General features: G+C 45.2%; 25 protein-coding genes. 16 read left to right on the forward strand and 9 right to left on the reverse strand.

Features of this window, described 5'->3' with window-relative positions:
* The first annotated feature begins 80 nt into the window (after nt 1–80).
* Nucleotides 81–824, forward strand: coding sequence for a Uma2 family endonuclease (locus QUA50_RS21630; RefSeq protein ID WP_333266674.1), 744 nt, complete (start codon nt 81–83; stop codon nt 822–824).
* A 322-nt stretch (nt 825–1,146) separates the two neighbouring features.
* Nucleotides 1,147–1,911, forward strand: coding sequence for an ABC transporter ATP-binding protein (locus tag QUA50_RS21635; RefSeq protein WP_333266672.1), 765 nt, complete (start codon nt 1,147–1,149; stop codon nt 1,909–1,911).
* Nucleotides 1,912–2,081: 170 nt separating this feature from the next.
* Here the strand turns inward: QUA50_RS21635 and QUA50_RS21640 are convergent, their stop codons facing one another.
* From QUA50_RS21640 to tadA, 4 genes are all read right to left on the reverse strand, one after another.
* A complete protein-coding gene (locus tag QUA50_RS21640) occupies nt 2,082–2,438 on the reverse strand; it encodes a hypothetical protein (protein ID WP_333266670.1) in 357 nt (118 codons plus the stop codon).
* An 83-nt stretch (nt 2,439–2,521) separates the two neighbouring features.
* The gene (locus QUA50_RS21645) at nt 2,522–2,671 is read right to left on the reverse strand and encodes a hypothetical protein (RefSeq protein WP_333266668.1); all 150 of its coding nucleotides are present in this window, start codon (nt 2,669–2,671) and stop codon (nt 2,522–2,524) included.
* Nucleotides 2,661–3,389: a lysophospholipid acyltransferase family protein gene (locus QUA50_RS21650; protein ID WP_333266666.1), complete on the reverse strand. Its 729-nt coding sequence runs from the start codon at nt 3,387–3,389 to the stop codon at nt 2,661–2,663. Before QUA50_RS21650 ends, QUA50_RS21645 begins: the two co-directional genes overlap by 11 nt.
* 283 nt (nt 3,390–3,672) lie before the next feature.
* Entirely contained in the window at nt 3,673–4,173 is a 501-nt protein-coding gene (gene tadA / locus QUA50_RS21655; protein WP_333266664.1) for a tRNA adenosine(34) deaminase TadA, read from the reverse strand.
* Between the two features lie 75 nt (nt 4,174–4,248).
* Between tadA and QUA50_RS21660 the strand changes: the two genes are divergently transcribed.
* Both QUA50_RS21660 and menB read left to right on the forward strand, forming a co-directional pair.
* Complete coding sequence (locus QUA50_RS21660; RefSeq protein WP_333266662.1) at nt 4,249–4,845, forward strand: TerB family tellurite resistance protein; 597 nt, start codon at nt 4,249–4,251, stop codon at nt 4,843–4,845.
* Nucleotides 4,846–5,153: 308 nt separating this feature from the next.
* The gene (gene menB, locus QUA50_RS21665; protein WP_333266660.1) at nt 5,154–5,987 is read left to right on the forward strand and encodes a 1,4-dihydroxy-2-naphthoyl-CoA synthase; all 834 of its coding nucleotides are present in this window, start codon (nt 5,154–5,156) and stop codon (nt 5,985–5,987) included.
* Between the two features lie 230 nt (nt 5,988–6,217).
* Here menB and QUA50_RS21670 read toward each other — a convergent pair whose 3' ends face one another.
* Nucleotides 6,218–6,544, reverse strand: coding sequence for a hypothetical protein (locus QUA50_RS21670; protein ID WP_333298756.1), 327 nt, complete (start codon nt 6,542–6,544; stop codon nt 6,218–6,220).
* A gap of 539 nt (nt 6,545–7,083) precedes the next feature.
* Here QUA50_RS21670 and QUA50_RS21675 point away from each other — a divergent pair.
* The 3 genes from QUA50_RS21675 (at nt 7,084) to QUA50_RS21685 (ending at nt 10,417) form a co-directional block, all read left to right on the forward strand.
* Nucleotides 7,084–8,316: a transposase gene (locus QUA50_RS21675; protein WP_333266656.1), complete on the forward strand. Its 1,233-nt coding sequence runs from the start codon at nt 7,084–7,086 to the stop codon at nt 8,314–8,316.
* Between the two features lie 43 nt (nt 8,317–8,359).
* On the forward strand, nt 8,360–9,568 hold the full coding sequence (locus tag QUA50_RS21680; RefSeq protein ID WP_333266654.1) for a hypothetical protein: 1,209 nt from the start codon (nt 8,360–8,362) through the stop codon (nt 9,566–9,568).
* Nucleotides 9,569–9,712: 144 nt separating this feature from the next.
* Entirely contained in the window at nt 9,713–10,417 is a 705-nt protein-coding gene (locus QUA50_RS21685) for a PspA/IM30 family protein (RefSeq protein WP_333266652.1), read from the forward strand.
* Between the two features lie 53 nt (nt 10,418–10,470).
* Here QUA50_RS21685 and QUA50_RS21690 read toward each other — a convergent pair whose 3' ends face one another.
* Nucleotides 10,471–10,647, reverse strand: a complete 177-nt coding sequence (locus QUA50_RS21690) for a hypothetical protein (protein ID WP_333139302.1) — start codon at nt 10,645–10,647, stop codon at nt 10,471–10,473.
* Nucleotides 10,648–10,717: 70 nt separating this feature from the next.
* Here QUA50_RS21690 and QUA50_RS21695 point away from each other — a divergent pair, with 70 nt between their 5' ends.
* The 8 genes from QUA50_RS21695 to QUA50_RS21730 all read left to right on the forward strand — a co-directional run bounded on the left by QUA50_RS21695 (nt 10,718) and on the right by QUA50_RS21730 (nt 15,926).
* Nucleotides 10,718–11,503 carry a PspA/IM30 family protein gene (locus tag QUA50_RS21695; protein ID WP_006635936.1) on the forward strand — a complete coding sequence of 262 codons (786 nt, stop codon included), beginning with the start codon at nt 10,718–10,720 and terminating at the stop codon, nt 11,501–11,503.
* A 569-nt stretch (nt 11,504–12,072) separates the two neighbouring features.
* Nucleotides 12,073–12,486 carry a hypothetical protein gene (locus tag QUA50_RS21700; protein WP_333298754.1) on the forward strand — a complete coding sequence of 138 codons (414 nt, stop codon included), beginning with the start codon at nt 12,073–12,075 and terminating at the stop codon, nt 12,484–12,486.
* 130 nt (nt 12,487–12,616) lie between these two features.
* Entirely contained in the window at nt 12,617–13,015 is a 399-nt protein-coding gene (locus QUA50_RS21705; RefSeq protein WP_333266648.1) for a hypothetical protein, read from the forward strand.
* A gap of 460 nt (nt 13,016–13,475) precedes the next feature.
* A complete protein-coding gene (locus QUA50_RS21710) occupies nt 13,476–13,751 on the forward strand; it encodes a BrnT family toxin (protein ID WP_333266646.1) in 276 nt (91 codons plus the stop codon).
* Nucleotides 13,735–13,995, forward strand: coding sequence for a hypothetical protein (locus QUA50_RS21715; protein WP_333266644.1), 261 nt, complete (start codon nt 13,735–13,737; stop codon nt 13,993–13,995). The genes QUA50_RS21710 and QUA50_RS21715 overlap by 17 nt, the downstream gene beginning before the upstream one ends.
* A gap of 133 nt (nt 13,996–14,128) precedes the next feature.
* Nucleotides 14,129–14,737 carry a Uma2 family endonuclease gene (locus QUA50_RS21720; protein WP_333266642.1) on the forward strand — a complete coding sequence of 203 codons (609 nt, stop codon included), beginning with the start codon at nt 14,129–14,131 and terminating at the stop codon, nt 14,735–14,737.
* Between the two features lie 64 nt (nt 14,738–14,801).
* Entirely contained in the window at nt 14,802–15,419 is a 618-nt protein-coding gene (locus QUA50_RS21725; protein ID WP_333266640.1) for a Uma2 family endonuclease, read from the forward strand.
* A gap of 132 nt (nt 15,420–15,551) precedes the next feature.
* Nucleotides 15,552–15,926 carry a DUF433 domain-containing protein gene (locus tag QUA50_RS21730; RefSeq protein ID WP_333266638.1) on the forward strand — a complete coding sequence of 125 codons (375 nt, stop codon included), beginning with the start codon at nt 15,552–15,554 and terminating at the stop codon, nt 15,924–15,926.
* Nucleotides 15,927–15,981: 55 nt separating this feature from the next.
* On the opposite strand, the gene QUA50_RS21735 is transcribed toward QUA50_RS21730, so the two are convergent.
* Together QUA50_RS21735 and QUA50_RS21740 are read right to left on the reverse strand one after the other, a co-directional pair.
* Nucleotides 15,982–16,827, reverse strand: a complete 846-nt coding sequence (locus QUA50_RS21735) for a hypothetical protein (protein ID WP_333266636.1) — start codon at nt 16,825–16,827, stop codon at nt 15,982–15,984.
* 38 nt (nt 16,828–16,865) lie between these two features.
* Nucleotides 16,866–17,252, reverse strand: coding sequence for a hypothetical protein (locus QUA50_RS21740; protein WP_333298752.1), 387 nt, complete (start codon nt 17,250–17,252; stop codon nt 16,866–16,868).
* Nucleotides 17,253–17,490: 238 nt separating this feature from the next.
* On the opposite strand from QUA50_RS21740, the gene QUA50_RS21745 reads away from it, so the two are divergent.
* Nucleotides 17,491–18,879: an ATP-binding protein gene (locus tag QUA50_RS21745; RefSeq protein WP_333266631.1), complete on the forward strand. Its 1,389-nt coding sequence runs from the start codon at nt 17,491–17,493 to the stop codon at nt 18,877–18,879.
* A 60-nt stretch (nt 18,880–18,939) separates the two neighbouring features.
* On the opposite strand, the gene QUA50_RS21750 is transcribed toward QUA50_RS21745, so the two are convergent.
* The gene (locus tag QUA50_RS21750) at nt 18,940–19,518 is read right to left on the reverse strand and encodes a Uma2 family endonuclease (protein ID WP_333266630.1); all 579 of its coding nucleotides are present in this window, start codon (nt 19,516–19,518) and stop codon (nt 18,940–18,942) included.
* Nucleotides 19,519–19,787: the final 269 nt, after the last annotated feature.

Raw genomic sequence — 19,787 nt, forward strand, 5'->3', positions numbered from 1 at the left:
CAAGAAACATATAAAAATGTAAATTTTTTTTCTGCGGCAGATGAGGAAATAGCTAATTATAGTTCTCGGAGACAACCACCATGCAAGTCACGACCGAACAAATTATTTATCCATGCAGCGACGGTCAACCAATGGCAGATAGCACAATTCAATACAAATTAATCGTCAAAATCAAAGAAGGTTGCGAATCGCTGTTTAAAAACGACCCAAACGTGTTTGTAGCAGCCGATTTACTGTGGTATCCAGTTGAAGGTAGACCAGACATTTCCCAAGCACCCGATGTCATGGTAATATTTGGCAGACCAAAGGGCGATCGACGTTCCTACCTGCAATTTAACGAAGATAATATTGCTCCCCAAGTTGCGTTTGAGATTCGCTCTCACAACGACAGACAAACCAAGATGTACAAAAAACTTTCATTTTACAATCGCTATGGAGTCGATGAATATTACCTTTACGATCCCGAAAGCAACGATTTGAGCGGTTGGCAAAGAATTGAAGGAAACTTAGAAATAATTGAGCCGATGGAGGGCTGGGTAAGTCCGAGATTGGGAGTACGATTTGAGTTGGGCGAAGCTGGGTTAGAAATTTATCGACCCGATGGACAAAGGTTTCTTTCCTATGCGGAATTGGAGGAACAGGGGGAATTAAACCGCCAGCGTGCCGAACAAGAAGCTCAAAGAGCCGAACAGGAAGCTCAAAGAGCCGAACAAGAAGCTCAAAGAGCCGAACAAGAAGCTCAAAGGGCCGAACAAGAAGCTCAAAGGGCCGAACGTTTGGCAGCAAAACTGCGCGAATTGAACATCGATCCTGAGAGCATTTAAGCGACAAATTGTTTAATTTAGGGCTGACGCATCAAGACCGCAGAAACCGGGTTTTTTATGGTTTATGCGCGCTGTAGCGAATGATTTCAGTGAAAAAACCCGGTTTTTCACCACCCTTGTGTAAGCCCATAATTACAACTTGTCCGACTTGTTTAAAGTCCCGAAGCAATCTCCATTCTTCGGGATTGGTTCACTTCAATCCGCCGCATTTGCAATGAGCCCTGATACTGAAATTAGCGTCCAAACGATCGCCGCGACCGCCGCCAAAACCGATAAGAAGTGTTAAGTTAGTAGTTAGTTGTGTCGATCGCACAGAAAAAAAATGCCTGAACTACAAACCGATACATACCAAGACCTCGACCCGCAAGTCCTCTCAAAGCCCGTTGTTGTCGGTCTGGAAGATGTAACAAAAGTTTACGGGATTGGCGACCTGGAAGTTCGCGCCTTAAACGGCGTCAGCTTGACGGTAAGACAAGGAGAATATTGCTCGATTATGGGCGCGTCGGGTTCCGGCAAATCTACAGCTATGAATATTATCGGCTGTCTCGATCGACCTACGACCGGCAGTTACTACTTAGACGGCGTAGATGTCGCCCAAATGCCCGAATCAGAATTAGCCGGAATTCGCAATCTAAAATTAGGTTTTGTCTTCCAACAATTTCACCTGTTGCCTCAACTGACAGCATTAGAAAATGTCATGTTACCGATGGTTTATGCCGGCATTCCCGCAGCAGAAAGACGCGAACGGGGAATAGACGCTTTAACGAAAGTAGGTTTGGAAAGTCGGCTGCAAAACAGACCGAATCAACTATCAGGAGGACAGCAGCAGCGGGTAGCCATCGCCAGGGCTATTGTCAACCGTCCCGTGTTGTTGCTGGCTGACGAACCTACAGGTGCATTGGATACAAAAACTACTCAAGAAGTAATGGATATTTTTACAGAATTCAATGAAAGTGGCATGACTGTTGTTATGGTAACGCACGAACCCGAAGTAGCGCGCCAAACTCGCCGCGTTGTCTGGTTCCGCGACGGTAAAGTTATTCACAACAATCTCAACCCCGAAGAGCTTTCACACGCTGTATTTTAGTATAATAGTCCGCGAACAGTCGGCGAGTTCAATCGCTTCTAGTCAAACGAAGTTTGCCTGCGCCGACTAAAAAATCAAGAGGGTATCATATCAACTCCGCTAGCATCGGAATTGTAAAATCAAATCAACAGTCAACAGTCAACAGTCAACAGTCAACAGTTGATATGTGATTAATGAAAAGCACTCGGAAAAGCTTCCCAAACTCGATCGACAAAATCTCTAAGTTGCCGAGATGCGATCGTACCATCCTTTTTCTCAGCATCCAGAGAGTGCAACTCAGTCAACAGTGAAATTACTTCAGTATCAAAAGCCTCCCGAAACAAGCTCAGCGGCCACAGCAAATCAGCACCATCTCGCAAATCGGATAAAGTGTATTCTGCCGAAAAATCCTTCCCCGACGCCGATACAACTAACATTAAAGGGCGCACCCAACAAACTTGACGTGCCTCAACCACTTGGATTACCTCGGAATGCAGGCACGCATCTCCACATTTTAAACTGACAATTTGACCAGGCTTAAAGTTCAAAGCACAACCCATTAATGCTGACTTTTAATACATATATAACCAAGCAAAATAAATGCTGCAGCTCTCGACAGCGCCCAAAAACATTATATCATAATTCGTTCTTTCTTCTTCCTGAAATCCGTTATATCCGTTACATCCGTCGAGCGAATCCGTTGCCGAACTTCCTTCTTCCAGACATCCGTTACATCCGTCGAGCGAATCCGTTGCCGAACTTCCTTCTTCTCAACTTTCATCAAGCTTTTTAAGAGCCATTTCGAGATCGGCTGTCAACAATCGTGCTTCTTTTTTACCACCGCCACCATTGGCATAATCCGCCACGGAAATCGGAGCACCGATCGCAATTTTTACCTGAGCACCCCATTGAGGAATCCGCGGGCGATAGCGGATACTCATCGGTACAATTTTCACCCCCAAACCCGGTTTGCTTAACTCTGCTTGCATTGCCAAACGCGCCAATCCAGGCTTGATCGGGTGAACTTCGCCATCCTGAAAAATACCGCCTTCGGGAAAAATCACCAACATTTCCTTGTCGAGGAGTAGTTCCACCCCGTAACGGAGACTCCCAATTGCCGGATGCTTGAGATCCACAGCAAACCCCCCCAAATGTCTGATGAACCAACCTTGCAGTCCTTTGACCTCATCAGCAGTTACCATAAACCGCAAATCGCGTCCAGTCACCTTCTGTCCCGTTGAATAGGGCATCATCAGGGCATCCCACCGGGAGCGGTGCGTAGGGGCTAAGATGACAGGCCCGTCTTTCGGCAAGTGCTCCTGTCCGGTTATCTCAATCTTGCCAAAATGAAACGGTAGGACAACATAGTGACCTAGCGGATAGAGCAAGGAGGTTAACCAAGGAGAAACGCGAGAGGTATTAGATGCTACCTTGGCAGGCATTGGCTTCACTAGAGATGATTTACTGGACTCAACGGCGATCGTGGCGGTGTGGGGCATAGCAATTAAGCTGCTGGATCGATATCTAAAGTCTAAAGTAAGGTGTTGGCCAAATCTTTAGTTTTTGGATCGGGACACTTTTGCTATTGGCCTTGTGCCGATCGAGCGATCGCGCCCGCAAGAGATAATCTCTAACAGGTAAAACCTCAACCAACCGGACAGCAATAATGCAGAGCAGTCTGCCACCTCGAAAGCTTGAGCGGGCCATTACGGATCTATTATTTCAGTTAAAGGATCAATTTCGATTAAACATCGCCCCCAAGAAAGTAAAAAATTTTACCTGTTAATTTTTCCGGCGCGCTTCAAACCAAGAAAGCAACCGATCGCGGCAAACAGACTCCATAATACCGCCGACCACCTCTAAGCGGTGACACGAATAGGCGCTATCGGGAATATTAGCCGCAGTCCGAATCGTGCCAGTTTTCGGGTCATCTGCTCCGTATACCAGCAGACGAATCCGAGCTTGGACGATCGCACCAGCGCACATCGGGCAAGGTTCCAGCGTTACGTAGAGCGTGCATTGGTTGAGATGCCAGTCTTGCAAAACTTTGCCTGCAGCCCGCAAAGCCAAGATTTCAGCGTGAGCAGTCGGATCGCAATCTCGCTCTCGTCGATTTTGGGCTTCGGCAATCAATTTGCCAGTACCGTCAACAATGGCAGCACCCACGGGTACTTCACCAGCATCACCGGCTGCTTGCGCCAGTTCCACAGCCCTAGCCATCCACCGTTTGTGAATAAAATAAGTAGTCTGACTAATAGATAACGGCTCAGCTTTATAATTCACGTCATACCTAAGTAACAGAAAAACTTAAGATCGATAAAGAAAGTTACATTACAGCTTAATCGAGAGTCTTTAATTATGGACACAACTACGATTACCACTGAAATTGTTGAGCTGTTGTGCCGCATTAGCCGGCAAAAGCTGCGCGAACAAGATATCACTCCTTTGGTAGTGTTTCTGACGGCTCTAATTTCCATCCTGCGCGGAGTAATGATTATTGACAGGACGATCGCAGTTGAAGAAGAAGAACGGCTGCAAAAGACTCTCAAAGCCTTTGCCAGCGGCGACCGCGATCGGGTAGAACTAATTCAGCGCCTTGTCAAAGGAGTATCCAAACAGCAGGTTTACTTCAACCCCACGGAATTGCTAACCCTGACAGCTTTGTTCTCAGAATCAGAAAAACTATTGCTCATCGGTTCCGGCTACGAAATGTCAGCGGCCGACGGACACATCGACCTGCGGGAGCAAATGTACCTACAGTCGATCGCAAATCGGCTCGGCCTCGACTCCCGACACATTGCAGTCATAGACACTTTATTTACTAAAGAAGGAACCCTCGACTCAGAAGCTTTTGCCGAAGTTCAAGCTTTACTCGATCCCAGCGAATTCGAGTCCCGCGATCCGGTATTTGGCAAAGCAGCAAAGCACTTGCTGAGTATTTTACTCCGCAAATAATCCAGCGCATATAAATTTTGGGGCAGTACAAAGTAGTGAGAGAGAAGTTCAAGGATTTAACGGTGTTTCCATTTGAGATGGGACTTGGACGCTCTTACCCTCAAAAACCGAGTTGTGCAACCCCTACCAAGAGCGCTGCACGGCGTATCTCGATCGAAAACCTGGTTTCTGCCTAAGTCCCGCTTTATTTTTTGGCAAGAGTCGATCGACCCTTGTATCCCATTGAACCGAATGCCTCTAGAATCTAAAAACGACTTGTCGCTGCCTTGATTGACTCAGCTCAATCTCAAATCTCAAATTGATTGATTATGCAAATTGAATGGCAAACCGCCAAAACCTACGAAGACATTCTCTATCACAAAAGCGGCGGCACCGCCAAAATTACCATCAATCGACCTCACAAACGGAACGCTTTCCGTCCCAAAACCGTGCAGGAACTGTGCGATGCCTTTACTGATGCCCGCGAAGACACAAAAGTTGGCGTTGTCCTGTTCACCGGTGCGGGGCCTCATACAGACGGGAAATACGCCTTTTGCGCCGGCGGCGACCAAAGCGTGCGGGGCTCGGCGGGATATGTAGACGAAGGTGGCATACCCCGGTTGAACGTGCTCGACTTGCAGAAGTTGATTCGATCTATGCCCAAAGTTGTAATTGCTTTAGTTGCAGGCTACGCAATTGGAGGGGGTCACGTTCTGCACTTAATTTGCGACTTGACGATCGCTGCTGACAATGCTATTTTCGGACAGACCGGCCCCAAAGTAGGCAGTTTCGACGGTGGTTTCGGAGCTAGCTATCTCGCCAGAGTTGTCGGCCAGAAAAAAGCCAGAGAAATTTGGTTTTTATGCCGCCAGTACAGCGCGCAGCAAGCCCTAGAAATGGGTTTAGTCAACTGCGTCGTACCCGTCGAACAACTAGAAATAGAAGGGATTCAGTGGGCTGCGGAAATTCTCGAAAAAAGTCCGATCGCGATTCGCTGCTTGAAATCCGCTTTTAATGCCGACTGTGACGGTCAAGCCGGTTTGCAAGAACTGGCGGGAAATGCAACTTTGCTGTACTATATGACCCAAGAAGGCGCCGAAGGCAAACAAGCCTTTTTGGAAAAACGGGAACCTGATTTTAGTCAATATCCTTGGCTGCCATAACTGGATAGAGAAATCAGTTTTTTTTATGCGCTCATATTAAAGTAGATGCTGCTGATTTTTCTGAGTTAGTAAACCCCAATGCACCCTGTAGTCCAAAAGTGTCAGTATTGATACCTGTTGCCAAAAAGAATGAAACTGCTTTGCCAGATCCAAACCATGATAACGATCGGTGATTCCCCAATCGAAAATCGAAAATCGAAAATGGTATCAGCAGCAGGGCAGCCGACGAACTAGACCGAGACTGCAGCCGATTTTTCGGTTAACGTTGTGCCTGTAAGCTGGCAGGCATTGCGCTCGGAAAGAGTGACGGTGGCATCGTGCAGCGTCAGAGTCGATTCTTGCCACAGTCCAATTTCTTCTATGTTTTCCCAAGAAGACCTAAAAGGCGAAACCGCTAAAGCACAAGCTTTCCAGTGACTTTGAACCGGCCCGCCCAGCAAAGCGCAAACACCTCCGCGTCTGCCTTCAGGGGTATAGTGACGGCAGTGACCACAAGCTGAAGTTAAAGGGGCAGTGAATGAGGTTTGCATAAAAGTTCTTAGGGAAATCATTTTCATCTCTAATTCTCCTTTGTAGAGCTAGCCGATTTTAGAGCATCCCAACCTTTATGCTGTCTGGGTTGTAGCGATCCCCGGAGCATAAATAAATTTTATAATTTATTTATAATCTCGTTATATATAGAAACAATTGGCTCGGTGCTTGCTCATTGTATAGGTAAAAACACAGGTTAAAAGTTTATAAAGCCGTTAGGGATCAAGAAAAAGTACAAATGCCCAACGAGTATGAGAGGTTACAAATAAGCGGTAGCTGAGAATACAAAAATTGGCTGAGAGGGTCGGTAAGCTGCCTCCGGGAAACAGCAACAATTAAGTTTTAAAATGAAAATGAAAAATAGCTGCAGGCGATCGGGCCCCTGTTGCATTGACGCCAAAAGTAGCTAATCATAAAATAGGCAAGTTTTCAACTAAAACAGCAGGAGTCCCGCACTCTGACGGTACTCCGTTGAGTGACGGGAGGAATGCGCGTGAGGCTCAAGAGCTGAACAAATTATCTATAAACGCAACAGAATTTATTCAATAAGTGATACACTCTTGTCATGAAACAAGTCCTGACAGTATCTTGCAAACTTCAAGTAACGCCTGAGCAGTCCCTCAAACTTGATGCGACCCTTCAGGCGTTCGCTAATGCTTGTAAATATGTGAATCAAACTGTGCCGCCAACTCTGACAAATGAATTGGCGATGCAATCCTTGGTATATCACGATGTCAGAGATATGTTTGGACTTTCGGCACAGCTAGCAATCCATGCTATTAGACGGGTTTCTGGCAACAGAAAAACAGCTAAAAAAGATGGGAAGCCAGTCCGTAGCTTTGCTCCTACTAGCGTCACTTACGATACCCGTATCTTTTCTTTTAGGGAAAAAGATTGGACAGTAAGTCTGACTACTACTGGTGGTAGGGAACGGTTTGTACTGGCTATCGGAAACTACCAACTTGGATTATTGAAAGGTCAAAACCCCAAGACTGCTACTTTGTGCAAACGCAAAAATGGCAGTTACTATCTTAATATTCAGCTTGAATCTCAGCCAGCCGAGCCTCCACCCAGCAATCAAGTTTTGGGTTGTGACTTGGGTAGGACTGATATTGCAGTTACTTCTGATGGAGATACATTTAGCGGTAAACAAGTTACCAAAGTTAGAAACCATTATGCCAAGTTGAGAGCAAATATCCAGCGAAAAGCCACGAAAGGCACGCGCAGCACTCGGCGTAGATGTCGAGAACTGTTGAAACGGTTGTCGGGCAAGGAAAAGCGCTTTCAGACCTTGGTAAATCACACTATCAGTCACCGTATCGTAACCAAGGCTAAGAACAAAAATCAAGTTGTCGCTTTGGAAGATTTGACGGGAATTAGGGAACGCACAAACCAGCAGCCACGCTCGAAAAAAGAGCGGAGACGATTCAATAGCTGGGCCTTTTTTCAGTTGCGCCAATTCCCGATCTACAAAGCTATAAAGCATAGCGTAAAGATTTTGTTTGTGGAGCCTAGATACACTAGCCAAATGTGCCACAAATGCAATCATATTAACCCTGTAAAGGGTGAATATTATAGAAACGGCAAAAAGTTTGCTTGTGGTCATTTTGGATGGAAAGGTGATGCCGACTTAAACGGCAGTAAGAATATTGCTGCTATTGGGGCTTTCGTAAATAAGCCCTTATGTTCGAGATTGTTTTGCAATGTGCAAGATCGTTTCAGGGCTATTGAAAGCCCACACTGTACCTGTACTCAGGGAGCGTGCGGGGTAATTTACGCTTCTTGTTTATCTCTATAATCAAAACATTAAAATTAATTCAGAGGCGGTAGGAGTTTTGCTAATGAGTAAGCGTTCTTCGGTTGAATCCCCAAATCATCAATCCTCTTCAACCCCAATCAAGCCTGCTTTGCAAGCAGTCCTGGGGAGTCTAGATGTAAACCTAGAAGCAGAACTGGCCACATACAGAAGGCACAGGCGGCGGGCAGAACAGTGGGTGTCGCCCTCAGTTCGTGCCGGCAAGCAGACAGCCACAACCGAGCAACAGCTAGCCCAAAATTTGGCGCCGGAGACTGCGGAGGAAACCCAGCAGCCGCTATCGCTACCCCTATCTCTTGCCGGCACTCAGGGCGATGCCCCGCTAGCAACAACCAGGGGCGGCACAAAATTATCTAGCAGTGCCTTCGCACCCAACAATTATCTCGAATCCAGCGAAAAACTGATCGAAAGTTTGGACGAGTCAAAAGCTGAGCCTACGGTAGAACGAAGTTTAGCCGCCAGTTTGTTAACTCCCTTGGGACTGAGTTCCATGCTGCTGTTTTTGCTGTCATGCACAGCTTTGGGCTACGCAGTCATGTACCCGTCAAATCTAGTTAAGATGGCAGGCCTGAACCGTTTGCTCGATCGCACCTCACCCTCTTCAAGCGACAGTTCCGCCTCTACTCGCATCTCAGATACCAGCACCAAAGAACTGCCGAAAGCTCCAAATCTGGTATCCAAGGAATTTGTCGAGCTAGATTTGAGCACTCTCAGCAACGTCCAGCCGACAGTCAGCCCGATTCCTTCCCCGTCACCAAAAGCATTAATCCCGCCAACCCCGCCAGCGCCTCCGGGCCCGGGCGCGGCTGTGCCGATTCCGACAGAAGACGGCAACCCGGCCAGAGGCAGGGAACAAGGACTCAACAATCTGAGCACGGCTTTGCTTCCCACTCCCAGCCCCAGCGCCGCCCAGCCTGTCCCGACACTGCCGACACTGCCTCCAACACCATCCCCAGCCCAGCCTGCCGCGGCATCCCCAGCCGCCGCCTCCCCAGCAGCAGCCCCGCTGGGAAGGCCTGCACGGGCTGCCGACGGTTTCTATTACGTTGTCACCGATTACACCGACGAAAAATCGCTGCAGCAAGCCAGAACCGCTGTTCCCGATGCCTACGTGCGAAACTTCTCAAAGGGTGTCAAGATCCAAATGGGGGCTTTGAACGATGCTGCCTCAGCAGAACGTTTGGTGAAAGAACTCCAAGAAAAAGGGGTGAAGCCACAATACTATCAACCATAAATTAGGTAAAGGGTGAAAAACTTTAACTAAATTGTTAGACAAAGCTAGACAATGAGGAATGTTTTGTCTAACACAAAATTGGTTTTGTAATTGTCAATTCCCAGTCCTAAATCTAAAATTTAATAAAATCGGGAGACGGGCAAAATGGGATTATTCGATCGCCTATGGCGAGTGATTCGAGCCAATATTAACAGTTTGGTCGGCGCTGCTGAAGACCCAGAAAAAATTCTGGAACAGGCTGTAATGGATATGCAGGAAGATTTGGTGCAGCTCAGACAAGCTGTGGCCGGAGCGATTGCAGCTCAAAAACGCACCGAACGCCAGTGCTCCCAAGCTGAGTCTACGGCAGCAGAATGGCATCAGCGGGCGCAGCTAGCTTTGCAAAAAGGCGAGGAAAATTTGGCGCGGGAAGCTCTGACGCGCAAGAAATCTTATCAAGAAACGGCAACGGCGATGAAAGCCAGTCTCGGACAACAGAACGCTGTTGTGACTAAACTTAAAGAAAATATGCGGACGCTCGAAAGTAAAATTTCCGAGGCAAAATCTAAAAAAGATATGTACATTGCCCGAGCTCGATCGGCCGCATCGTCGGAAAGGCTGCAAGAAATGATGGGCAATCTCAGTACGGGCAGCGCTTTGAGTGCCTTTGAACGGATGGAAGAGAAAGTCATGCAGCTAGAAGCTCGCTCCGAAGCAATCGCAGAACTCGGAACTAACGATTTAGAAAAGAAGTTTCTCTCTCTCGAAGGTGCCGACGATGTGGATACCGAGTTGGCGGCGATGAAAGCACAAATGCTTCCGGGAAATAATACACCCAAATTGCCGTCGAGGGAGCCGCCCGCATCCTGAACCCCGGCAACAGAACAAGAGTCTCGACGAGCAAAAACTTCTCAACAGCCTAGCTAGAGATGGCTCGAAGCCTGTTGGGGAATTCCCGGATCGAAGTTAAACTCAATAGGTAGGTGCATGAATAAGCTTGCCTGCATCACATTACTCGATCGCTTTAAACTGGATTTATCTGTCTGCAAAAATTGCCAAAAACTAAATCGCACTAAAAATCTGACCAGAGTGAATTTCACAACTGCGGGCTAGGGCTATCAAGCCTGCTTTCCGCCTACTTCGTACACCTCACCCAGGAAAAATAGCATTATGGGATTATTTGACCGCATTAGCCGAGTCGTCAAAGCCAATCTTAACGATCTGGTCAACAAAGCTGAAGACCCGGAAAAGATTTTAGAACAGTCTGTTACGGATATGCAGGAAGACTTGGTGCAGTTGCGTCAGGCCGTTGCCAGCGCGATCGCCACTCAAAAGCGCACCCAGACTCAGTACAATCAAGCTGAGTCTCAGTCTAACCAGTGGCAGCAGCGCGCTCAGCTAGCCCTGCAAAAAGGAGACGAGACTTTGGCCAGGGAAGCGCTGGTTCGCAAAAAGTCTCACGCTGAAACGGCGGCTACGCTGAAAGCCAGTTTGGATCAGCAATCGGCTCAGGTGGAAAGTCTCAAGCGCAACTTGATCGGTTTGGAGAGCAAAATTTCCGAAGCTAAGACTAAGAAGGATATGCTCAAAGCGAGGATATCCGCTGCTAAAGCTCAGGAACAGCTCAACAATACCATTGGCACCTTGAATACTGGCAGTTCAATGGCGGCTTTCGATCGCATGGAAGAAAAAGTTTTGCAAATTGAAGCTCGCGCGGGGGCTTCGGCAGAATTGGCGGCCGGCGGGAGCAATTTAGAGGAACAGTTCCGCTTGCTCGAAAGCGGCGGCGATGTTGACGACGAGTTGGCTCAGATGAAAGCTCAACTTACCGGGGGTTCTGTGTCTCAAGGTCAATTGCCGGCAGCGGGTAAAACGGCAGCAGCTAGTAGCTCGGAGTCGAGTCCGGTGATTGACGCTGAGTTGGAAGAATTGCGATCGCAGCTCAATAAAATGTAGTAATCTCTATCAAAATTTACTTATTTCTCAGATCGCAGGTTTGATAGAATGCTCCGCCGACCTACAGGACTAGCTTGGGAGGTCGGAGTTTTTTTGACTAATTTTCCACTAATTTTTATACTCACAAAGTAGGAATTTTGTCAACTATATTTATATTGATTTAAGGAATTAAGTGTTTAAAAAGTGATAGAGTAATTTTATTCCTTGCAAGAGGGCTAGTTTGGGAGGTCAATCGATTTTAGATTTTAGATTTTAGATTTTAGATTTTAGATTTTAGATTTTAGAATTGAAGCATTGGCTTGCGCGAGATAAATTCCGGGGGCAAGTTTCATCGGATACAGGTTTTTTATTTGTGGACGGATGAATTTGGGGGCTTGTATCCTGGATGCTTTCGGTTAGAGTTTTTTAAGTAATTGTGAAGTACACAAACTAGAGTTGCTGTCAACTATCTTTATATTGAGTTAAGGAATTAATTGTTTAAAAAGTGATAGAGTAATTTTATTCCTTGCAATTGCGTCGGTCTCGCCCGATCGTAAGTGTAAATAACTATCAAATATGGCTAATCTGTCATGCCCGTGGAATTTTATAGAGGCTTTTGTAAAATCAAGTTTTTCAAGGCATTAGCGCTTGGTTTTTCAATTGCAGCTATTTGCCCCGCACTGCTATCAGCTCTAAGTCTTGGCGAGTCGATGGTTGCTACCGACTCAGGGGTGCAAGCGCCAATTGTGCAGGAGAATTTACCGTCTCAATTCAAACTAGATCGAGAAACAGCAGACGATCGCGATCGGCTTCGTGATTTATACTCAGGTTCAGAATTAAATAGAGACAGTAAAGAGGAAGAAAATAGCATCCCGGAGTTCGATCGTCGATCCACCCAAACTGAGACCCCAGAAACTCTCCCTCAATTGCCTAGCCGAGGAGAAAACAGACACGAATTTCCGATTCCCAACCCGCGGCTGGCAAATCCGCCTCGTCTCCCGTAACCCTCGCCACCAGCGCCCTTGCTTTCAGGCGAACAGCTTTTGCCGCCGGCTGTTCCCGCGCCGGCACAGCCTCCAGAATTGCTAAGATTCCGGGTACGATAAAAGTCGATTGATTTGAAGTAGTTGGCAGTTGACTTACCGCGAGCCGATCGTGCAAAATCCGAGAAGAGAAATCGCGATCGGTATCGGTATCCGCAGGCGAGAAGTGGAATTGGCTGGGGCAGAGCTTTTGTCGATCGAACCATTCGGTATAGGGGGATCGGACACCTTGCGGGGCTACCGTCAGGAGGCTTTGCTGGCGGATAGCCGGATTTTTGATTCAGCCGAGTTGCGGTATCCGATGCAAGCGCACCCGCGACAACCAAGGAGTTTTGCAGGTGACGGCGTTTGTGGATTTTGGCAATCTTTGGCATCCCAGGGAAAGCGAGGTTTTGGAAGCGAATACTTTGCTGTCAGCCCCATTGCGGCTGCGGTGACTGTACGGCGAAAGGTGAAATGCTCGCGGAGGCGGGGGAATTCCTTTGATTGATATTAAGTCGAGCAACAGGAGTTTACAAGAGCGCGGGCTGTATTTTTATGTATAATTCAAACCTTTTTAGGAAAGCAGTCGTTTTGCCCTTGGCGGAACTGAGCAATTCCGCTATATAGTAATAAGTATCATTTGGCACTCTTCTGTAGCTGCCAAGAGTGCATTTTACTGATAATCTTTAAATTAAACTATGTCTAAGGTGCGGTTGCTGCTTTTAAGTTCTTTTGCTTCCGGTTTTGGGCTTTGCTCAATCATTTTGGCGATCTTTACGATGACTTCCCGGCTGTCGTTTACGTCTTTTTTTACATTTGTTTTAACTTTGGTGTTTTTTGGAATTAATCTGCTTTTTGCGTTGCATTATTATACATCGCTTACTAAGCAATTGAGTGTTAAACATAAAAGGAAAGCGAGAATTTAGCGGTGGTGAAGCAGAAACGGACAAAGGCATGGAGAGTTATTTATGGAATTTGAATGGAATCCAGAGAAAGCGACACTAAATCTTGAGAAGCATGGTGTTTCGTTTCAAGAAGCCACAACCATATTTAATGACCCGCTATCTGTAACTTTTCCAGACCCTCAGCATTCCATCGGAGAAAGCCGGTACGTTATTATTGGTATATCCAGGTATGGACAACTTTTAATTGTTGCACACACCGATCGAGGAGAAACAGTAAGAATCATCAGTGCCAGAAAAGCTACCCGCCAGGAGCAGAGGTTTTATGAAGAAGGATATTGAGAACGAAATGGAAGACGAATTACTTGCTGAGTATGACTTTGCTCAGATGAAAGGAGGTGTTAAAGGCAAGTATGTTGAGCAATATCGTGCAGGAACAAACTTGGTGCTTTTAGACCCCGATATTGCCCAAGCTTTTCCTAATGATGCAGCAGTGAATGACGCATTGAGGATGTTAATCAAAATTGCACAGCGCCAGCAGTTAAATACTGCGGTGCAGCGGAGCCACGAAGGATCTGAACTTTGAGAAGGCGATGTCAGGAGATTGTGCGATCGCCCATATTATTTATTTGCCCAAAAAGCGATCGCCTCTTGATTAAAACAACTATCTAGCTGTCAGCCATAATTATTTAAGGTCTAATTATTTAGGAGGTGCGATCGTGGTTATTGCTTCAACCAACCCGCCAAATCTTCCCGATGCGACAAAGACTCGCTTGACTCCAGATGAATACCGGGCGATCGAGGAAACTGCTGAAGAACGTCACGAATACTGTAACGGAGAGATTATCGCTAGGCCAGGAGGTTCAGAAGTCCACAGCGCGATCGCCTGTAACTTGTTAATTTACTTGGGTTTTTTGTTGAGAGACACCGATTTTCGCTTGTATAACAGCGATTTGCGGGTTTGGACTCCCGAACATCGGTGCGGAACCTATGCTGATTTGATGGTCGTCAATGGCGAACCTGAATTCAATGGATCTCGCACGGACGAAATTCTCAATCCTTTACTGATTGTTGAGGTTCTTTCGCCCTCTACTGAAGGCTACGATCGAGGTGAAAAGTTCAGAAAATATCGCTCTCTTGCTAGTTTTTGTGAATATTTGCTGGTTAGTCAAGCTGAACCCTATATTGAGCAATATTATAATGGCGATCGCCCAAGTAGCGAGCGCTGGCAATGGCAAGTTTGCGATCGGCGCGATCGGGCGATCGTCCTGCACAGTTTAAATATAGAACTTCGGATGTCTGAAGTCTATCGCCACATTAATTTTTAATGGCGATTTTTTAGACTTTGAAATGGATTCTATTGAACGAGAAATATAATTTTAGGAAAAAGCGATGGCTACTCTAATTCAAAACCAAAGGTCAAACCTCACTGAAAACCAAGTTGAAACACCTGCAGATAAAAAAATCTGGACTGATGCAGAATTCATGGCACTCAACCGAGATGGACACCGCTATGAAATTGTGAATGGAGAACTAATTGATATGGGAAATTCGGGTGCAAAACACGGTTATGTTGCCGTTATTTTGAGTGCAGCCTTGTTTAACTGCGTATCAACGCGAAAATTAGGCGCAATTTTCGATTCCAGCACTGCTTTTAAGATGAAATCAGGAAACAAGCGATCGCCCGATGTTTCCTTCATGGCAAAAGAACGCCTGCAAGGGCTAGACGAACTCCCCGACGGCTTCCTAGAAGGTGCGCCGGATCTGGCCGTAGAAATCCTTTCTCCTGGCAATACAGTGGCAGAAATTCACGACAAACTCGTAGAATATTTCGAGAATGGGGCGCGTTTAGTCTGGGTGATTCATCCTAAAGAACAGTATGTGCTAGTTTATCGATCGTCCCAAGAGCCCGATCGCCTGCTTAAGTCCGTTAACTCCCTCGATGGGGAAGAAATCGTCCCCGGCTTTACTCTTCCGATTGCGGAGTTATTTCAAAAACTGGCTTTTTAATGAAAGTGCGATCGGACTCAGGAAAATTGCGAGTAGTATTGATAATTTAACTTAGGCAGCTAGTAAGACTGAATCAGAAAATTGCGGGTAATCAGCTAGTAATATAAAGATAACTTCTAGGAGGCTATAACGATGACAAACATATCCGACGAACAAACAGCGATCGTCCGTACAGAAAGAGGACTGACGATCGCAGGTACGCGCATCACTATCTACGACATCATGGACTATGTGACGGCTCAATATCCGCCTAAGTTTATCAGGGGATTGTTTGACCTTACAGAGGAACAAATTAACGTGGCTTTAACTTATATTGAGGCAAATCGCGCTGATGTTGAAGCTGAGTATCAAATGGTTCTTAAGGAAGCTGAGGAACTGCGGGTGTACTACGAAGAAAAAAATCGCGATCTCATTGCTCGAATTGCCGCCCAACCACCAAAAGCTGAAACGGAAGCTGCTTCGGAAAAACTGCGAGCGGCTAAGGCAAAACGTGAGGCTAAAGCGTGATTTTTTTGATAGATGATAATTTCAACGGACACGCGATGATTTTCTTTGGCTCTATTTAATGATTATGACGCTTCTTGATTTGCCGTTCTATTAAATATTTGACACCCCCTAATGCTAAATCAGTAAGACCATGAACTATATTGTGCCCCTGCCCATGTTCGTTTCCTTTAGGTAATAAGCCAAATACTTTCATGCCCACTTCTGCGGCTTCAACAGTTTTTAGGATTCGTTTTAGAATTTTAAGGTCGGGATCATCAATCCACTCAAAGTAATCCTGTAAATCGTCAAATCCGCCATATTTAACAGCTTTCTCAGGATTAGTATGCCAAGTATATAATGTAAAATTATTTTGGGACTTTGGACAGCCTAACTCCTGTAAATGGGGGAACATAACCTGCACGGGACAAACTTTATCTTTCTCCCATGATGCAGGAACTTTAAGGCAAACGGCAGGATGAAGCCAAGGGATCTGCGAAGTGATTGATAGTGCAAAACCTGTAGCAGGTTGTATTTCAAATACCTTGCCGTCTTCATACCACAAAAAACCTCCACACAGCCATATTATTTTGGGATCGTGCTTATAATACCAGTTTCCCTGGAAATAAGTTGAGCCATCAGAGTTTCGGATGATTGCCTTGCCGTAAGGTTGATTACTGCTGGAAACTTCACCTTCATAAAAAGAGCCATCTGGATATACTATAATTGCCCTACCGTCAGCTAACTTTCCGTTACGAAATTCATATAAAAATGTATTTCCATTGGGCAAAATAATAGTTCCTTTTCCATGAGTCACACCTTGATAAAACCCCCCTTTGTAGATGACACCAGAAGGAAATATCAACCCCTCGTAATATCCACTGTCAATTAATTCTTTAATTTGTTGGATTTCTTCTTGGTTCATCTGGCTTCATCCTTTGTTCAGATATGTTTTAATTTTTATTAAAACATATCTGAACGCGAACCTTCTACATAAAAATGAATTTTGTTTCGATCTGTACCACCAGTCCTTGACACCTTAATTTTTAAATTTAAGGTCTGAGGTAGAACAAAATTAACCATTTGAAATGGAAACGAAAAAACATCTCTGCTTGATGCAATACGCTGACCTGATTCAGTAAATAATTCCAGGCAGAGATACCCGTATTTTTCACGGTCATAGCTTTGATGGATAGATAATCTGCCATGATGTGCGGTTAGCCTATAAACTCCTTCTGTCAAAGAAACATATTTTTCCTTTGATTCTTCAGAACCAATTTCACCGCATTCTTTCTCTGAGTCAAAAAGAGTTAGGTTGACTGTATTTTTACCAGAACCCAAATTGAACATTGAATTGACCTCTCTGTAATAATTGTAGTCAACGGTTTGTGGAAGTGTCAAAATTAATAATTAGCTATTGTTCCTAATAGTAGCTTCTCATACCTATAATATTGCAAGTCTAAAAAGTACGATTAAGTCAGGAGTTTTCTAAATTTTTGTATGATTTTATTGATTTTAATTGTCAAGGTACGGAAAAGTATGATAAATTAAGATAACCTTAAGCTATACTTCAACCAAAACTCAGCCTATGAATAGTGAGGAACTCTTACAGTGGGCGGATGATCTTGTATTTACAAAAGCTGCAAAACACCTCGATTCTCTGCAAATGGCTATCCTAGAAGGGGCTTGGCAAGGATTAAAATATGAAGAAATTGCTAAAAAATGCCATCGCAGTAAGTCCCATGTTAAAAATATAGCTGCCGAATTATGGCAGACTTTATCCGATATGTTAGGAGAAGATATCAACAAAGTGAATGTTCGCTCTATTTTAGAAAGAAAAGCATTATGCAATATTTACAACAATAATGGTTCACAGATTGTGGGTTACATTAATAGTCATATCAATATCTGTGGAGAAAAACGGCAAGAGGTAGAAGATACTAAACAGCGATCGCCCTTTCCCCCTGAATCTCCCCAAAATCAAGCCCGATCGCCCATAATCGATTTAACCGACGCACCCGAACTCCCTTACTTTTACGATCGCACCTCAGAACTCTCCACCCTCAAACAATGGATTTTGCAAGCCCACACCCGCTTGATTACCGTCTACGGCTTAAGCGGAATTGGCAAAAGCGCGATCGCCCTCAAACTCATCGAACAAATTCAAACCGAATTTGATTATATTATTTGGTTAAGCCTCACCAACACTCCCGCACTTTCCACCCTCCAAACCGAACTCAAGCAATTTTTTGGGCGATCGCAACAACTCCCATTACCCACAATCATCGATTATTTCCGATCTTCTCGCTGTCTAGTAATTCTTGATGACGTACAGAATATTTTTAGTAGCAGTCAATTAGCAGGTCAATATTTAGCAGGCTATGAAGACTATGGCAAATTTTTCAAACAAATTGCCACATCCTCTCATCAGAGTTGTTTAATCCTCCTCAGTTGGGAAAAACCCAAAGAAATCGCGAATTTAGAAGCCGAAAACCTCTCCACGCGAAGCTTACACCTCAAAGGGTTAGGAGAAGAAGCCGCAGAAATTTTTCAACAAAAAGGATTAGTCGATGAGGAAAAATGGTCAGACTCGATCGCCCTTTATCAAGGTCATCCTTCCTGGCTAAATATCATCGCTGCAACTATTTTGGAGTTGTTTGATGGTAGCGTTTCCCGGTTTTTATGCGATGTAAATGATTTATTCTTAGGTGACTTACAACCCATCTTAGAATCTCACCTAGAGCGTTTATCAGACTCCGAAAAAAAGGCGTTATACTGGTTAGCCACTCAAAATGAAACTGTAGATATTTCCCGAAAAACTACTGATAGTGAATTATCCCAATCAGAATTTTGGCAAGCCATACAATCTTTAGCGCGACGCGGCTTAGTGGAAAAAGTGTTAGTAGGAGGGCGATCGATGTTTTTTCTCAATCCCGTATTCAAAGCATACATTCAGTGCAAGTTAAATCTTATATAAGCTATGGGTAATTTCACCCTATCGCAACGCAATTAAACCACAGAATTACTCTTTTATATTCTACAACGATCGCATAAAAGCATTCACCGCATCATATTGGTCGGCCATACGCGAATAGAACTCGATCGATCGCAAATCCAACTCCGGCAACAGTTCGCTCTTACTCACCAACTCATATCCCGTTGGACGCAAACAATAAACCGAAATTACACCATCCTCCCAAAACCAAACCTCCTGCACACCAACCCGACGATAGATTTCCAGCGTATCAATTCCACCACTCGTCACTGTCACCTCGATCGCCAAATCTGGAACCGACTTGCGCGGACCCAAACAGTAAGACTCATCTGGTTCCTTCCGCGCGCCTAATTTCTTCATCCCGATAGTTGTACTGCCGCGCCCGTAGAAACGAATATTTCTCATCCGCATATAAATTTCTAAAAGCTGGCCTAAAGTGTTTTTAGGTTCTTCGTGGGCCTCAGATAAAGGAGCCATAATTTCTAAACACCCATCCAAATAAGTTAAACGCGCCCCAGTGTCCGCCAAATCAGCATCCAATTTTTCCAGAGTCTCCCATGTCACGTTTGACAGGAAAGCCGCACCTTTACCCAATCCTGCTTTAGAAATTGCGACAACCATCTGACTTACCTTTCACAATCATTTTTCCATAATATACGACTTCAAAAATTTGGAGTCTATCGCCATACTAAATCCGGCTGTAATATTCTATTCTTTAGTCTCGCGTTGCGCGGACTTCGTTTGTGTAGTAGCGGTTTCAACCGCCGAGTCATCGCAAAATTTTTTCCCAAAACAAAAAGCGCCCCTATTTCGAGGAGCGCTTTTTGTTAATCAAAAACTAAAACTTAGCCATTGATAGAAGGAGCAACCATTGCTACTGGAGTGACTTC

Origin of the sequence: Microcoleus sp. M2_D5, from assembly GCF_036701935.1 — a bacterium.
In the GTDB taxonomy this organism is placed as follows: Bacteria; Cyanobacteriota; Cyanobacteriia; order Cyanobacteriales; family Microcoleaceae; genus Microcoleus.

Coding starts and splice junctions, on each gene's coding strand:
- QUA50_RS21630 (WP_333266674.1), top strand. CDS start 81: ATGCAAGTCACGACCGAACAAATTATTTATCCATGCAGCGACGGTCAA.
- QUA50_RS21635 (WP_333266672.1), top strand. CDS start 1,147: ATGCCTGAACTACAAACCGATACATACCAAGACCTCGACCCGCAAGTC.
- QUA50_RS21645 (WP_333266668.1), bottom strand. CDS start 2,671: ATGAAAGTTGAGAAGAAGGAAGTTCGGCAACGGATTCGCTCGACGGAT.
- QUA50_RS21650 (WP_333266666.1), bottom strand. CDS start 3,389: ATGCCCCACACCGCCACGATCGCCGTTGAGTCCAGTAAATCATCTCTA.
- QUA50_RS21660 (WP_333266662.1), top strand. CDS start 4,249: ATGGACACAACTACGATTACCACTGAAATTGTTGAGCTGTTGTGCCGC.
- menB (WP_333266660.1), top strand. CDS start 5,154: ATGCAAATTGAATGGCAAACCGCCAAAACCTACGAAGACATTCTCTAT.
- QUA50_RS21670 (WP_333298756.1), bottom strand. CDS start 6,544: ATGAAAATGATTTCCCTAAGAACTTTTATGCAAACCTCATTCACTGCC.
- QUA50_RS21675 (WP_333266656.1), top strand. CDS start 7,084: ATGAAACAAGTCCTGACAGTATCTTGCAAACTTCAAGTAACGCCTGAG.
- QUA50_RS21680 (WP_333266654.1), top strand. CDS start 8,360: ATGAGTAAGCGTTCTTCGGTTGAATCCCCAAATCATCAATCCTCTTCA.
- QUA50_RS21685 (WP_333266652.1), top strand. CDS start 9,713: ATGGGATTATTCGATCGCCTATGGCGAGTGATTCGAGCCAATATTAAC.
- QUA50_RS21695 (WP_006635936.1), top strand. CDS start 10,718: ATGGGATTATTTGACCGCATTAGCCGAGTCGTCAAAGCCAATCTTAAC.
- QUA50_RS21700 (WP_333298754.1), top strand. CDS start 12,073: ATGCCCGTGGAATTTTATAGAGGCTTTTGTAAAATCAAGTTTTTCAAG.
- QUA50_RS21710 (WP_333266646.1), top strand. CDS start 13,476: ATGGAATTTGAATGGAATCCAGAGAAAGCGACACTAAATCTTGAGAAG.
- QUA50_RS21715 (WP_333266644.1), top strand. CDS start 13,735: ATGAAGAAGGATATTGAGAACGAAATGGAAGACGAATTACTTGCTGAG.
- QUA50_RS21725 (WP_333266640.1), top strand. CDS start 14,802: ATGGCTACTCTAATTCAAAACCAAAGGTCAAACCTCACTGAAAACCAA.
- QUA50_RS21730 (WP_333266638.1), top strand. CDS start 15,552: ATGACAAACATATCCGACGAACAAACAGCGATCGTCCGTACAGAAAGA.
- QUA50_RS21735 (WP_333266636.1), bottom strand. CDS start 16,827: ATGAACCAAGAAGAAATCCAACAAATTAAAGAATTAATTGACAGTGGA.
- QUA50_RS21740 (WP_333298752.1), bottom strand. CDS start 17,252: ATGTTCAATTTGGGTTCTGGTAAAAATACAGTCAACCTAACTCTTTTT.
- QUA50_RS21745 (WP_333266631.1), top strand. CDS start 17,491: ATGAATAGTGAGGAACTCTTACAGTGGGCGGATGATCTTGTATTTACA.
- QUA50_RS21750 (WP_333266630.1), bottom strand. CDS start 19,518: ATGGTTGTCGCAATTTCTAAAGCAGGATTGGGTAAAGGTGCGGCTTTC.